The 12,668-nt window shown below is 56.4% G+C and carries 14 protein-coding genes; 10 read left to right on the forward strand and 4 right to left on the reverse strand.

The genetic code is table 11. The features are described 5' to 3' along the window. The first annotated feature begins 2 nt into the window (after positions 1-2). From porA (A3L08_RS01325) to A3L08_RS01355, 7 genes are all read left to right on the forward strand, one after another. Positions 3-1,187: a pyruvate ferredoxin oxidoreductase gene (gene porA, locus A3L08_RS01325; protein WP_088853327.1), complete on the forward strand. Its 1,185-nt coding sequence runs from the start codon at positions 3-5 to the stop codon at positions 1,185-1,187. A 5-nt stretch (positions 1,188-1,192) separates the two neighbouring features. Then, positions 1,193-2,128, forward strand: a complete 936-nt coding sequence (locus A3L08_RS01330) for a 3-methyl-2-oxobutanoate dehydrogenase subunit beta (RefSeq protein WP_088853328.1) — start codon at positions 1,193-1,195, stop codon at positions 2,126-2,128. A gap of 68 nt (positions 2,129-2,196) precedes the next feature. After that, positions 2,197-2,514, forward strand: a complete 318-nt coding sequence (gene porD, locus A3L08_RS01335) for a pyruvate synthase subunit PorD (RefSeq protein ID WP_088853329.1) — start codon at positions 2,197-2,199, stop codon at positions 2,512-2,514. A gap of 11 nt (positions 2,515-2,525) precedes the next feature. Continuing rightward, a complete protein-coding gene (gene porA, locus A3L08_RS01340; RefSeq protein WP_088853330.1) occupies positions 2,526-3,710 on the forward strand; it encodes a pyruvate synthase subunit PorA in 1,185 nt (394 codons plus the stop codon). 10 nt (positions 3,711-3,720) lie between these two features. Then, complete coding sequence (porB, locus tag A3L08_RS01345; protein ID WP_088853331.1) at positions 3,721-4,716, forward strand: pyruvate synthase subunit PorB; 996 nt, start codon at positions 3,721-3,723, stop codon at positions 4,714-4,716. 126 nt (positions 4,717-4,842) lie between these two features. Beyond that, a complete protein-coding gene (locus tag A3L08_RS01350; RefSeq protein WP_088853332.1) occupies positions 4,843-5,736 on the forward strand; it encodes an Mrp/NBP35 family ATP-binding protein in 894 nt (297 codons plus the stop codon). 106 nt (positions 5,737-5,842) lie between these two features. After that, complete coding sequence (locus tag A3L08_RS01355) at positions 5,843-7,207, forward strand: hypothetical protein (RefSeq protein WP_088853333.1); 1,365 nt, start codon at positions 5,843-5,845, stop codon at positions 7,205-7,207. On the opposite strand, the gene A3L08_RS01360 is transcribed toward A3L08_RS01355, so the two are convergent. The 3 genes from A3L08_RS01360 to A3L08_RS01370 form a co-directional block, all read right to left on the reverse strand. Next, positions 7,197-7,925 (reverse strand): DUF2110 family protein, encoded by a 729-nt coding sequence (locus A3L08_RS01360; protein ID WP_088853334.1) that lies wholly within the window; start codon positions 7,923-7,925, stop codon positions 7,197-7,199. The genes A3L08_RS01355 and A3L08_RS01360 overlap by 11 nt on opposite strands. 46 nt (positions 7,926-7,971) lie before the next feature. Continuing rightward, positions 7,972-8,517 carry a transcription factor E gene (gene tfe / locus A3L08_RS01365; protein ID WP_088853335.1) on the reverse strand — a complete coding sequence of 182 codons (546 nt, stop codon included), beginning with the start codon at positions 8,515-8,517 and terminating at the stop codon, positions 7,972-7,974. 144 nt (positions 8,518-8,661) lie between these two features. After that, positions 8,662-8,949, reverse strand: coding sequence for a hypothetical protein (locus A3L08_RS01370; protein WP_088853336.1), 288 nt, complete (start codon positions 8,947-8,949; stop codon positions 8,662-8,664). Between the two features lie 164 nt (positions 8,950-9,113). Here A3L08_RS01370 and A3L08_RS01375 point away from each other — a divergent pair, with 164 nt between their 5' ends. From A3L08_RS01375 to A3L08_RS01385, 3 genes are read left to right on the forward strand one after another with little or no spacing between them, the layout of a single operon-like run. Continuing rightward, a complete protein-coding gene (locus tag A3L08_RS01375) occupies positions 9,114-10,088 on the forward strand; it encodes an ATP-binding cassette domain-containing protein (RefSeq protein WP_088854855.1) in 975 nt (324 codons plus the stop codon). Positions 10,089-10,117: 29 nt separating this feature from the next. Then, the gene (locus tag A3L08_RS01380; protein ID WP_088854856.1) at positions 10,118-10,885 is read left to right on the forward strand and encodes an ABC transporter permease; all 768 of its coding nucleotides are present in this window, start codon (positions 10,118-10,120) and stop codon (positions 10,883-10,885) included. Beyond that, complete coding sequence (locus A3L08_RS01385) at positions 10,872-11,690, forward strand: ABC transporter permease (RefSeq protein ID WP_088853337.1); 819 nt, start codon at positions 10,872-10,874, stop codon at positions 11,688-11,690. The genes A3L08_RS01380 and A3L08_RS01385 overlap by 14 nt, the downstream gene beginning before the upstream one ends. Here the strand turns inward: A3L08_RS01385 and A3L08_RS01390 are convergent. Further along, on the reverse strand, positions 11,677-12,567 hold the full coding sequence (locus A3L08_RS01390; protein WP_088853338.1) for an ADP-dependent ribose-1-phosphate kinase: 891 nt from the start codon (positions 12,565-12,567) through the stop codon (positions 11,677-11,679). The two genes, A3L08_RS01385 and A3L08_RS01390, sit on opposite strands and share 14 nt — an antisense overlap. Between the last annotated feature and the right edge of the window lie 101 nt (positions 12,568-12,668).

Here is a 12,668-nt window from a genome sequence, read left to right on the forward strand (position 1 = left end):
GCATGGAGTACAAACCCATTAGAAAGGTTGTGAGCGGCAACTACGCGGCCGCTTACGCTGCCAAGCATGCTCGCGTTCAGGTCGTTGCGGCTTACCCCATAACACCCCAGACGAGCATCATCGAGAAGATAGCCGAGTTCATAGCCAACGGCGAGGCCGACATCCAGTACGTTCCCGTCGAGAGCGAGCACTCAGCTATGGCAGCCTGTATAGGCGCCTCGGCGGCTGGAGCCAGGGCCTTCACGGCCACCTCGGCCCAGGGTCTCGCTTTGATGCACGAGATGCTTCACTGGGCGAGCGGCGCGAGGCTTCCAGTTGTCATGGTCGATGTTAACCGTGCCATGGCTCCCCCGTGGAGCGTCTGGGACGACCAGACGGACTCACTCGCCCAGAGGGACACCGGCTGGCTTCAGTTCTACGCCGAGAACAACCAGGAGGTTTACGACGGTGTCCTAATGGCCTTCAAGGTGGCGGAGACCGTTAACGTCCCGGCAATGGTCATCGAGAGCGCTTTCATCCTGAGCCACACCTACGACGTCGTTGAGATGATCCCGCAGGAGCTCGTCGACGAGTTCCTCCCGCCGAGGGAGCCCCTCTACGACCTCGCGAACTTCGAGAAGCCCTTCTCAGTCGGCGCCCTCGGAACCCCCGCGGACTACTACGAGTTCCGCTACAAGCTCGCGAAAGCCCACGAGGAGGCAAAGAAAGTCATCAAAGAAGTCGGTAAGGAGTTCGGCGAGCGCTTTGGAAGAGACTACAGCCAGATGATAGAGACTTACCGGACGGACGATGCCGACTTCGTCTTCATGGGCATGGGCTCGCTCATGGGAACCGTCAAGCAGGCAGTTGACGTTCTCAGGGAGGAGGGCTACAAGGTTGGAGCCGCTAAGGTCCGCTGGTTCAGGCCATTCCCGAAGGAGGAGCTCTACGAGCTGGCAAAGAACGTCGACGGAATAGCTGTCCTCGACAGGAACTTCTCCTTCGGCCAGGAGGGTATACTCTTCAACGAGGCCAAGGGAGCCCTCTACAACACCGGTGCAAAGCCGCTGATGAAGAACTACATCGTCGGACTCGGAGGAAGGGACTTCACGGTCAACGACGTCAGGAAGATAGCCGAGAACATGAAGGCCATAATCGAGAAGGGAGAGCTCGATGTAGAGGTGGACTGGTACCACCTTAAGAGGTGAGAAAGATGGAGATTCCCGAGAACGTTAAGAAGAGGCTCAGCCTTCCCGCGGAGGAGCACTTTTACGCCGGCCACACCGCCTGCCAGGGCTGTGGTGCCGCCCTTGGGCTGAGGTACGTGCTGAAGGCCTACGGTAGGAAGACGATATTCACAATCCCCGCCTGCTGTTCAACTATCATCGCCGGTGCCTGGCCCTACAACACCCTCGATGCTAACCTCTTCCACACTGCCTTTGAGACAACCGGTGCTGTGCTCGGTGGCATCGAGGCCGCTTTAAAGGCCAGGGGTATCAAGGTCAAGGGAGAAGACGGTGTCATGGTCGTCGGCTGGGCCGGCGACGGTGGTACGGCTGACATAGGCCTTCAGGCCTTGAGCGGTTTCCTTGAGAGGGGTCACGACGCGCTCTACATCATGTACGACAACGAGGCCTACATGAACACCGGAATCCAGAGGAGCTCTTCAACCCCGTTCGGAGCTTGGACGACCAACACACCCGGAGGAAAGAAGCACTTCCTTGAAAAGAGGCACAAGAAGAAGGTCATCGACATCGTTATAGCCCACGAAATTCCCTACGCGGCAACGGCGAGCGTTGCCTATCCCGAGGACTTCATTAGGAAGCTCAAGAAGGCCCAGAAGACACCCGGCCCGAGCTTCATCCAGCTCTTCGCGCCGTGCCCAACCGGCTGGAGAAGCCCAACCGACAAGAGCATCGAGCTAGCTCGTCTGGCAGTCCAGACAGCATACTTCCCGCTCTTCGAGTACGAGAACGGAAAATACAAGATAAATATGCCGTCAACGAAGAAGGAGCCGAAGCCCATAGAGGAGTTCCTAAAACTCCAGGGCAGGTTCAAGTACATGACCAAGGAGGACATCGAAGTTCTCCAGCAGTGGGTCAACCGCGAGTGGGAGAAGCTCAAGAAGCTCGCTGAGGTCTTTGGCTGACCCTTTCGTTTCATTTTGTCCACGCAAAGTTTAAGTTTCAAGCTGATAACTCACCAGAGGTGATACATATGGCTGAGAGCCCGTTTAAGGCCGACATTGAGAGGGTTCAGAAGGAGTATAGCGAAAAGATGACGCCCGGAGCGATAGCAACCATACCGGGAAGCAGCGTCATAAACAAGACCGGCTCCTGGAGGGTTTTCATGCCCGAGTTCAACAGGGACAAGTGCGTCCGCTGCTACCTCTGCTACGTCTACTGCCCGGAGCCGGCCATCTACCTCGACGAGGAGAACTACCCCGTCTTCGACTACGACTACTGTAAGGGCTGTGGTGTCTGCGCAAACGAGTGCCCGGTTGAGGCCATAGTTATGGTTAGGGAGACCAAGTGAGGTGATGAAAAATGCCGATTAGGACCGTTATGAAGGCAAACGAAGCGGCCGCCTGGGCGGCTAAGCTCGCAAAGCCGAAAGTTATAGCCGCGTTCCCCATTACGCCGTCAACCCTCGTCCCGGAGAAGATAAGTGAGTTCGTCGCCGATGGAGAGCTCGACGCCGAGTTCATCAAGGTCGAGAGCGAGCACTCAGCGATTTCGGCCTGTGTTGGTGCCTCAGCGGCTGGCGTCAGAACCTTCACGGCAACGGCCTCCCAGGGTCTCGCTTTGATGCACGAGATACTCTTCATCGCCGCAGGAATGCGCCTTCCGATAGTCATTGCCGTTGGAAACCGTGCACTCAGCGCCCCGATCAACATCTGGAACGACTGGCAGGACACCATAAGCGAGCGCGACACCGGATGGCTCCAGTTCTACGCCGAGAACAACCAGGAAGCCCTTGACCTTATACTCATGGCCTTCAAAGTCGCTGAAGACGAGAGGGTTCTCCTCCCTGCCATGGTCGGCTTCGACGCGTTCATATTGACCCACACCGTCGAGCCCGTCGAGATACCTGACCAGGAGGTCGTTGACGAGTTCCTCGGCGAGTACGAGCCAAAGCACGCCTACCTCGACCCTGCCAGGCCGATAACCCAGGGTACGCTTGCCTTCCCGGCCCACTACATGGAAGCTAGATACACTGTCTGGGAGGCCAACGAGAACGCCAAGAAGGTCATCGACGAGGTCTTTGCCGAGTTCGAGAAGAAGTTTGGAAGGAAGTACCAGAAGATAGAGGAGTACAGAACTGAGGACGCCGAGATAATCTTCGTCACCATGGGTTCCTTAGCTGGAACCGTCAAGGAGTACGTCGACCACCTCCGCGAGAAGGGAATCAAGGCTGGTGCCGCTAAGCTCACCGTTTACCGCCCGTTCCCGACCGAAGAAGTTAGGGAGCTTGCAAAGAAGGCCAAGGTTCTCGCGCTCCTCGAGAAGAACGTCACCTTCAGCGTCGGCGGAGCCCTCTTCCAGGACTTCAGCAGGGCACTCGTCAACCAGAAGGAGAAGCCGATACTCGTTGACTTCATCCTCGGCCTCGGCGGCAGGGACGTCACCTTCAAGGAACTCGACGAGGTTCTTGAGATCAGCAAGAAGGCCCTCGCCGGAGAGGAGTTTGATGAAGTCAACTGGATTGGACTGAGGAAGGAGATACTGTGAGGTGAGGAAGATGGCCGTTAGGAAGCCCCCGATTACCACTCGCGAGTACTGGGCACCCGGACACGCCGCCTGTGCCGGCTGTGGGTGTGCTACTGCTCTCAAATTAGCTACCAAGGCCTTCAGCGAGGCCATGGAGGAGAAGTACGGCGATCCGAACGCCTTCGCCATAGCCCAGGCAACCGGATGTATGGAAGTCGTCAGCGCAGTCTTCCCGTACACCGCCTGGAAGGTCCCGTGGGTTCATGTGGCTTTCGAGAACGCGGCAGCAGCTGCCAGCGGTGTTGAAGCTGCCTGGAAGAAGCTCGGCAGGAAGGGCAAGATACTCGCCATAGGCGGTGACGGTGGTACGGCAGACATAGGTATGCAGGCCCTCAGCGGTATGCTCGAGCGCTGGCACAACGCGGTTTACCTCATGTACGACAACGAGGCCTACATGAACACCGGAATCCAGAGGTCAAGTTCAACTCCATACGGTGCCTGGACCACAACCTCACCGCCGGGCAAGTACTCCATCGGTGAGGACAAGCCCAAGAAGTGGGTCGCCCTCATCGCTGCCGCCCACCAGGTGCCCTACGTCGCCACCGCGAGCATAGGCAACCCCTTCGACTTCGTCAAGAAGATGAAGACTGCAGCGAAGGTCGACGGTCCAGCATTCGTCCAGGTTCACTGCACCTGCCCGACCGGATGGAAGAGCCCGCTCGAGAAGGGCGTTGAAATAGCTCGCCTCGCCATCGAGACCGGTGTCTGGCCGCTCTTCGAGATCGAGAACGGCGACTTCTTCAACATCAAGATACAGGCACCGGGAGGAGGCGCCAAGGTCAAGCGCGAGGGAGGAAGGGTCGTAGCTATCGAGTTCAAGAAGCCCATTGAGGAGTACCTCAAGCTCCAGGGCAGGTTCAAGCACCTCTTCAAACAGCCCGAGGCAATAGACCAGCTCAGGGAGCAGATAAAGGCCATGTGGAAGACCCTCGGTGTCGAAGTCACCCTCCCGAAGCCGGAGGAGTGATTTTCCCTGTTTTTCATTTTCAAACTACAGATCCACCCATAAACTACCCATATGTGGGTAACACTGTCAATTTTCTGGGCAAAGCTTTTAAGTCCCTTAGGCCAACCTAAGCCGGAGGTGTTTGAAATGACGATCAAAGCTCCCACGCTCAACATAGGCGGTCTCGGTGCTGATCCGCTCACCCAGAGGATAAGCGAGAAGCAGACGAAGTGGAAGTACAAGATAGCCGTCCTGAGCGGCAAGGGCGGCGTTGGAAAGAGCACCGTCGCCGTCAACCTCGCTACGGCCCTTGCTAAGAAGGGCTACTTCGTTGGAATCCTTGATGCAGACATACACGGCCCGAACGTGGCGAAGATGCTCGGCGTTGACAGGGCCGATGTTCTCGCGGAGAAGCTTGAGGACGGAAGGTTCGAGATGATACCGCCGATGAACGACTTCATGGGACAGACGACCCCGATCAAGATCATGAGCATGGGGTTCCTGGTTCCTGAGGATCAGCCCATCATCTGGCGCGGAAGCCTCGTCACTAAGGCAATAAAGCAGCTCCTCGGCGACGTCAAGTGGGGTGAGCTTGACTTCATGATAATAGACTTCCCGCCGGGAACGGGCGACGAGATACTCACCGTCACCCAGAGCCTCAAGCTCGATGCGGCTGTGATAGTCACCACCCCGCAGGAGGTAGCGCTCCTCGACACTGGCAAAGCCGTCAACATGATGAAGAAGATGGAAGTGCCTTACATAGCAGTGGTGGAGAACATGAGCTACCTCATCTGCCCGCACTGCGGCAATGAGATAGACCTCTTCGGAAAGGGCGGCGGCAGGAAGCTCGCCGAGAAGGAGGGCGTTGACTTCCTCGGTGAGATCCCGATAGACCTCAAGGCGAGGGAAGCGAGCGACGCTGGAATCCCGATAGTCCTCTACGAGGACACCGTCGCGGCCAAGGCCTTCATGGAGATAATCGACAAACTGGTTAAGAAGCTCGAAGAAATGAAAGATGACACTGGCTCTGAGTCTGAATGAGCCCCTTGATCCCTTTTTAAATTTCCACTGCGGGACGATGGGACCGTGCTGGGCTGGCTACATTAACTTTTTAACCATACATGGGTATCCTTCCGGGAGGGAGAGCATGAGAAAGGTTCCGGTTCTAATTGTGCTCATCCTTCTGCTGATCATCCCCCCTGTTTCTGCAGGTGAGTTAATTTACCACCCGAACAGGGAGGCCTTTCAGGCGTTTCTGAACTCTGACTCCCCGTACACCGTCGTCTCCGGGAACGATGACTGGGCCCGGGGCTGGGCATACTACGTCGACGAGAGGCTCCATACCCTAAAGCCCCGCGGAAACGGCACCCTCGTCCTCGTCGGGAACGTCTATAACAACGGTCTGATGGCCTCCCTCTGGAACCAGACGGGCCTTCCAAAAAACGCCTCTCTTCTTCCTGCCATCATCGTTCTCAACAATACCATCCTCATAACCGGCTCCGAGAACAACATATACCTCACCGAGAGGGCCTTTGAGGGACTGTGGAATCCCCCTGATGGTTCACTGGTGGCCTTCCTTCTGCTGGCATTCTTCCTCATGCTTCTCTTCCTAATCCTCCTGAGCAACGATGACAGTCACGCCGGGAGGTTCTACGCCCTTGCATTTTCACTCTACGTCCTCTGGTACCTCACCGCGGAGAGGCCCCTTTTTACGGAGGGCTTCCTAATGGACATGCTCTCGGCCCTTAAGTTCACCGTCGGAGGCCTGCCCGACTCCCCGCTGAGCGCGCTCATGGGTGCGGCCTTCAGGTTCATCCCCCCGATAGAGGAGAACGTGGTCTTTATCCACTGGGTGCTGGTGCTCATCATCCTCTCATTCTCCTTCTACCTCGCCCCCAAGAAGGCCCGCGAGCTCGGCTTCCTAGTTTTTGGTTTGGCGTTCGTGGCCCCAATGTTTAGAAGCTATCTTGGCCACATAAGCGGGAGCGCCCTCGGCCTTGCGGGCTTCGTTATAACCCTCTCCGTAATCTGCAACGTGACGTTTTCGCCTGAGAAATGGAAGGCCCTGCTTCAGACCGCGGTTCTGTCGCTCTTCACGTTGCTGGCGATAGCGATAAACCCATATCTGGTTGCTATCCCGCTGATATTCGTTATAGCGTTCCCGAAGAGACACCTTAGGAACTACGTTTACCTCGTCATAACAGGTGCCAGTGCATTCCTTATGTACAGGGCATTCGGGACGCCCCAGGGACTCCCGACCGGGATAAGCGCCAACGCCCTTTCCTACCTTAAGGACTTCCTCCTCAACAGCGGCCTCGCCATCGCAACGGCGGTCTACGCAGCTGCAAACAGAAAAGAGATAAGGATGAAGGGCCCCACGGCCTTCCTCTTCCTCACGACCGTGATTTACCTTCCGGCGGCCTTCTTCATCCCGTCTCTGTTCCCCTACAGCTTCGTGCTTCTTGCGGCCTTAACTGTTAGGCTCATCCACGGTCTCACACCTAAAACTTGATGGCCCCGATGACTGCCCCCTTAAGGTGGGGGCCTATCTCCTTGATAATGCCCGGAGCCTGGGTTCCCTTCTTGAGGACGAGCAGGGTCTCCATGAGTCCAAGCTCTTCGATCCTCTTCACGTCTCTACCGTGGCCGGTCTGGATGAGGGCCTTCTCCACGTTTTCGCTCACCGTTCCGGCTATGAAGAGCTTGTCGTGGCCGTCTTCGAGCCAGCTCTTGATGCGCTTCAGCTGTTCTTTACTGAAGGCCAGCTCAACTTCCCTCGCCCCGAACTCGACCTTCGTGGCGATGACCTCTACCGGCAGGTTGTCGACCCAGCCAAACCTGACTATCATCTGCCTCACAGGTATGTCTCCAAAGGTTTCCTTCAGGTAGTAGAGGGGCAAAAGAGCGTCCTTCGGCCTCGGCCGGAAGATTCCGATGTCGACGTAGGCACCGTAGCCGACCTTGCCGAGGTCGATAAACCTTCCACGGTAGGTCTTACCCTCTTCAACGGCCTTGAGGCTGTAGGGAACCTCACCGAACTCCTCGCGGACGAGGTTTGCGCTTATCTCCTCGTCCTCACCCTTGAGAGAAACCTTGACCCAGTTCTTCTTGACCGCGGAGAGCTTCCACTCAACTTCAAGCTCCCCCAAAATGGCCTTAAGCTTCCTGTCGAGCTTAAGAAAACCGCTCCTGTCACCATAAACTTTCTCCAAAATAACCACTTCTTCCATCTTCACCATCCCCGAAGTTCATTAAATGGGGACCATTCAGTTCGAATCAGTTCGACTCGCTCTTTCTAGCTTTGGGCTTCTTCCTGAGGCCGAGTTCTATCTCGAGCTCCTCGATGCGCTTCTTCAGCTCCTCAACAATCGCGGTGTTGTCGTACTGCATGAGCATCTGGCCGCATATCGGGCACTGGAACTCGTATTCCATCGCCTCGTCAAAGGTCAGCTTCGGGTGCCCCGGCGTCCCGCAGTGGTAGTAGATCTCGCTGGTCTCCTCCTCGAGCATCTCCTTGAGCCTCTTCAGCTCTGCCATCTTCTTAGCGCGGAGTATCTCTGGGAGGCGCTTCGTCTCGAGGCGCCAGTAGTAGTAATACCAGCCCGTCTCCTTGTCCCTGATGCGCTTGAACTCCGCCAGCCCCTGGTCGTAGAGCATGTAGAGAACCTTCCTGACGGTGTTGACCCTTATCTCTGTCATCTCGGCAAGTTCCTCGTCGGTGGCTTCCTTCTTCTTCTCAAGAGCCTTGATTACCTCAACGGCCTCTTCTCCGCCCATGTCCATTGCGAGTTCGAGGAGTTCCTTGTTCTTGCGCCTTCCCACAGCAACGACCTCCGTAGAATATATTTGAGCCTCCAAATACATACCCTAGGGGGCTGTCCAATATTAAACTATGTGTGCAGGGATATATATAGGTTTTTGTCAAATTTCCAACTCCAATGGACGGAAAAGAACATTGAACAGAGATCACTCAGTGAAGTACTCGCTGAGAAGCTCCTTCGCGGAGGGCTTGTAGAGCTCGAGAACCTCGATGTGCTCTATAACGTTGCCCTCACGGAGCTTGAGCTTGACCTTTCCCCCGTAGACCTGAAGGTCGTCGAGCATGCCGTATATAGCATCTTCCGCCTCCAGGGGGCTCTTGAACTTCATTATGTACTCCTCCCCGTCGGAGAGGATGAGCTTGACCCAGTACTCACTCTTCCTCTTGAATGGACGGGTAATCTTGGGCTTGAAGTTGTCGATTATGATTTCCAAGAGCGCCACCTCCGGTCTAAAGACTTTTGGCCTCTCTAAGGCTGTTAGGGTACGGATTTTTAAGGGTTTCTTAAGAGGCTCTGAGAAAATACGCAGACTGGTATTTAAACGTTATGAAGGCAATGTTTTTATTCGCGGGAGTTAAGTGGATAAGGGGCTGTGAAATGTGGGCGGTGGAGGCCGAAGATCTGAGGAAGAGCTATCCCAAGAAGATACCTTTCCCTCTCCGGAAAGTCGAGTGGATCGATGCGGTCAGAGGGATAAGCTTCAGAGTAAAGAGGGGCGAGCTCTTCGGCCTCCTCGGGCCAAACGGGGCCGGCAAGACAACCACCATAAAGATACTGACAACACTCCTCGAGCCGAGCGGGGGGACCGCCAGAATCCTCGGGCTGGACGTTAGGAGAGAGACCAGAGAGATAAGGAGGAGGATAAACCTTGTTGCCGAGGGCGAGAGAACCCTCTACTGGCGGCTGAGTGCCTACGAGAACCTCAAGTACTTCGCGAGGATATACTACGTCCCGAAAAACGAGGAGAGGGAGCGCATTGAGAGACTTCTAAAGCTAGTTGGGCTATGGGAGAGGCGCAACGACCTCGTGATGAACTTCTCGCGCGGAATGAAGCAGAGGCTGGCGATAGCCAAGGCCCTGATCAACGATCCCGAGGTTCTCTTCTTAGATGAACCCACCCTGGGCCTCGACGTCCAGAGCGCCATCTTCGTCAGGGAGTTCATAAGGCGGCTCGTCGATGAAGAAGGCAAAACCGTGCTCCTGACAACCCACTACATGGCGGAGGCGGAGCAGCTCTGCGACAGGATAGCAATAATCGACGGCGGGAAGATAATAGCCCTCGACACGCCGGAGGGGCTTAAGAAGCTCGTGAGGGATGAGGAAACCGTCGAGATACATGCAAAAGACGTTGGGCCGGAGAAAATCGCCCCCTCTCCCTTCAAGATGGCCGTTGTTGAGAGGAACCCCGAGACCGGGGTTGTAAGGCTTAGGGCTCAGGTCGATGAGGAGGAGCTGCCAAAGCTGGTCGAGTGGCTCGTGAGGAAGGGAGTTAAGATCCTCTCCGTCGAGAGGAAGGAACCGACCCTCGAGGACGTCTTCATAAAGCTCACTGGCAGGGGGCTGAGAGATTGATTCTGGCGGTCGTGGAGAAGGAATTCAGAATGTTTTTCCGATATCCCCTCCGCGTAATCAGCTCGATCCTCGTGGGGGTAGTCTTCCTTCTCCAGTTCGTTTACTTCGGCCAGGCCGTTCTGGGTGGCAGGTACTCGGCACTGCTTGAGTCCTCCACTGGAATGGGCGACTATCCAACCTACGCCCTCATAGGCTACGTCCTCTGGTGGGTCTCGGTTTCGCCGATGGAGGCCTACGTCTGGGGGGTGAGAAGGGAGCTCCAGAGGGGAACCTTCGAAACCAACGTACTGTCCCCTTCGAGGCTCACCGGCCTGCTCTTCGGCCTCGCCCTGAGCTGGCTCCTCATGGACTCCGCCCTAATGGTCATAGTTTTTGCCTTCGGCGTGTCCCTTTTCGACATACCAGTTACAATCCCCCTCCTCCTGAAGTCCCTGCCGGCGATAATCGCCTCCCTTATAGCTTTCATGGGCTTCGGCTTCATCTTCGCTGGACTGGTCATGCTCTTCAAGAACATCGGCCCATTCGCCCAGATTTTCGAGTTTGCCATGCTCTTCCTCTCTGGGGTCTTCTTCCCCCTCTCAGTCATGCCAGACTGGGTGATAGCCATCTCCAGGCTCTTCCCCCTCACACACTCGGCGGTCATAGTCAGGGCCCTCTTCGCAGGGGGCAGCTACAGCGATGTGGGCTCCTCCCTCCTCTGGCTCCTCGCTTTGATGCCCCTCTACTGGGGCATCGGGTACCTCCTCTTCAGCTGGGCCGAGAGGACAACGAGGGTGATTGGCTATGGTGGCTACTGAACTGAGGGCCCTCTGGGGCGTGGCGGTGAAGAGCTGGAGGATATTCCTCAGCTACAGGGTCTGGTTCATAAGCGACATAGCCATGGGCTTCTTCTTTGTAGGGCAGGCCCTCCTCATAGGCATCGGCCTGACCGGTGAAAGGAACTCCGAGGCCCTGCAGGAACTCACCGGCTACTCGGACTACGTTACCTTCGCGGTTCTCGGGTTCATGGTTCTGGGCTTTGGATTGACCTTCTTGAGCGGCTTCGTCTGGAGCGTGGTTGACGAGCTCTACGCCGGAACGCTCGAGTACTCATTCGCGGCCCCTATGAGGAGGCTGACATTCTTCCTCGGCAACGTCCTGACGAGAATCCTTCTCTCCTTCGTCTACATGGCCTTCTACGTCCCGGCCTTTGTGCTGCTCTTCGGTCTCAGCTTCGATCCGGTCGCTTTTTCGAGAGCTATCCCGGTTCTCCTCCTCGGAACCGTGGGAATGATAGGCATGGGCATGGCGGCAGCTGGAATAGTGCTCTACCTCCGCGACCCGGGTCCCTTCATAAGCATCCTTGAGATGCTCGTCTTTGCCCTCAGTGGCGCTATGTACCCGGTGTCGATACTCCCTAAGGGCCTCCAGTACCTCGCGAAGGCCCTCCCATACTCACCGACTACCGAGGCAGTCAGAAAGGTCGTCGCCTACGGCTACGGAGCCTCAATAAGCGAGATAACCTACCTCCTCCTCGTGTCTCTCACCTACGGGCTCCTGGGATACCTGACCTACAGGTGGAGTGAAAAACAGGCGAGGGTAGTGGGCCTCAAGACCTACTGAATGGGAGCTCCATTCCAAGTTCCTCCGCAATCCTGACGACCTCGTCGAGGGGAATGACGGCGCTCCTCGCCCCGACCTTCTGGACCGTGAGGTACGCCAGGAGCATGCCCAGTCTCGCCGAATCTTCGAGCGTCCAGCCGTTCAGGACGCCGTAGATAACGCCCGCGTCGAAGGAGTCGCCGGCGCCGGTGGAGTCCACGACCTTCGCACTCAGCCCCCTTATCTCTGCCACGTTCCCTCTCTCGTCCCTCACCATAGCCCCGCCGCCGTTGAGGGTAACGACGAGGTTTTTGGCCCTCGAGAGGGAAAGGTCAAGGGAGCCGAACTTCCTCCTGTACTCGTCCTCGTTCATCATGAGGTAATCGACCCTTTCCTCGACGCCCTCTGGAAGGACGGCCTCACCTATGTCAAGGGAGATCGTTATGCCCCTCTCGCTCGCGAACTTCACGACCCCTTCAATGGTCTCCGGCGGGTTCGAGGACATGTGAATGTGCCTTGCCCTCGACAGGTAGTCGAAGTCGAGCCTCTTGAGAAGATTCGCACCTGGATACTTCACTATCCTCTTGTCGTCGCCGTGAACCATCGCTACGGCCACGCCGGAGGGTGCGTCGACGATCTGTATCCCTGAGGTGTCGACGCCTATCTTCTTAAAATATGACATATGTGCCTCGCCTATCTCGTCCCTTCCAACAGCCCCAAGGTAGCCGGTCCTCAATCCAAAGTGGGCAAGCCAGGTTATCGTGTTCGCGGCCGCACCGCCGAGGCCGAAGTATGCTTCCTTGGCGTTCACCTTCTCGTGGAAATCCGGGAATCTATCCAGGAGCATGATTATGTCGTAGTTGAGGTTTCCGATGCCTATGACGTCGAGTTTCTGCATTCTCCTCACCCCGCATTTCCCCTTCTGCCTTCCGGGTTAATAACCTTGCCCATTGGGAGAAAGATTTAAATATCCATTTCTACTCAGTTATGTGTAAGAGG

The organism is Thermococcus pacificus, assembly GCF_002214485.1.
Lineage (GTDB): Archaea > Methanobacteriota_B > Thermococci > Thermococcales > Thermococcaceae > Thermococcus > Thermococcus pacificus.

Coding starts and splice junctions, on each gene's coding strand:
- porA (WP_088853327.1), top strand. CDS start 3: ATGGAGTACAAACCCATTAGAAAGGTTGTGAGCGGCAACTACGCGGCC.
- A3L08_RS01390 (WP_088853338.1), bottom strand. CDS start 12,567: ATGCAGAAACTCGACGTCATAGGCATCGGAAACCTCAACTACGACATA.
- A3L08_RS01360 (WP_088853334.1), bottom strand. CDS start 7,925: ATGGAAGAAGTGGTTATTTTGGAGAAAGTTTATGGTGACAGGAGCGGT.
- porA (WP_088853330.1), top strand. CDS start 2,526: ATGCCGATTAGGACCGTTATGAAGGCAAACGAAGCGGCCGCCTGGGCG.
- A3L08_RS01330 (WP_088853328.1), top strand. CDS start 1,193: ATGGAGATTCCCGAGAACGTTAAGAAGAGGCTCAGCCTTCCCGCGGAG.
- A3L08_RS01380 (WP_088854856.1), top strand. CDS start 10,118: ATGTTTTTCCGATATCCCCTCCGCGTAATCAGCTCGATCCTCGTGGGG.
- A3L08_RS01385 (WP_088853337.1), top strand. CDS start 10,872: ATGGTGGCTACTGAACTGAGGGCCCTCTGGGGCGTGGCGGTGAAGAGC.
- porD (WP_088853329.1), top strand. CDS start 2,197: ATGGCTGAGAGCCCGTTTAAGGCCGACATTGAGAGGGTTCAGAAGGAG.
- A3L08_RS01375 (WP_088854855.1), top strand. CDS start 9,114: ATGTGGGCGGTGGAGGCCGAAGATCTGAGGAAGAGCTATCCCAAGAAG.
- A3L08_RS01355 (WP_088853333.1), top strand. CDS start 5,843: ATGAGAAAGGTTCCGGTTCTAATTGTGCTCATCCTTCTGCTGATCATC.
- porB (WP_088853331.1), top strand. CDS start 3,721: ATGGCCGTTAGGAAGCCCCCGATTACCACTCGCGAGTACTGGGCACCC.
- A3L08_RS01350 (WP_088853332.1), top strand. CDS start 4,843: ATGACGATCAAAGCTCCCACGCTCAACATAGGCGGTCTCGGTGCTGAT.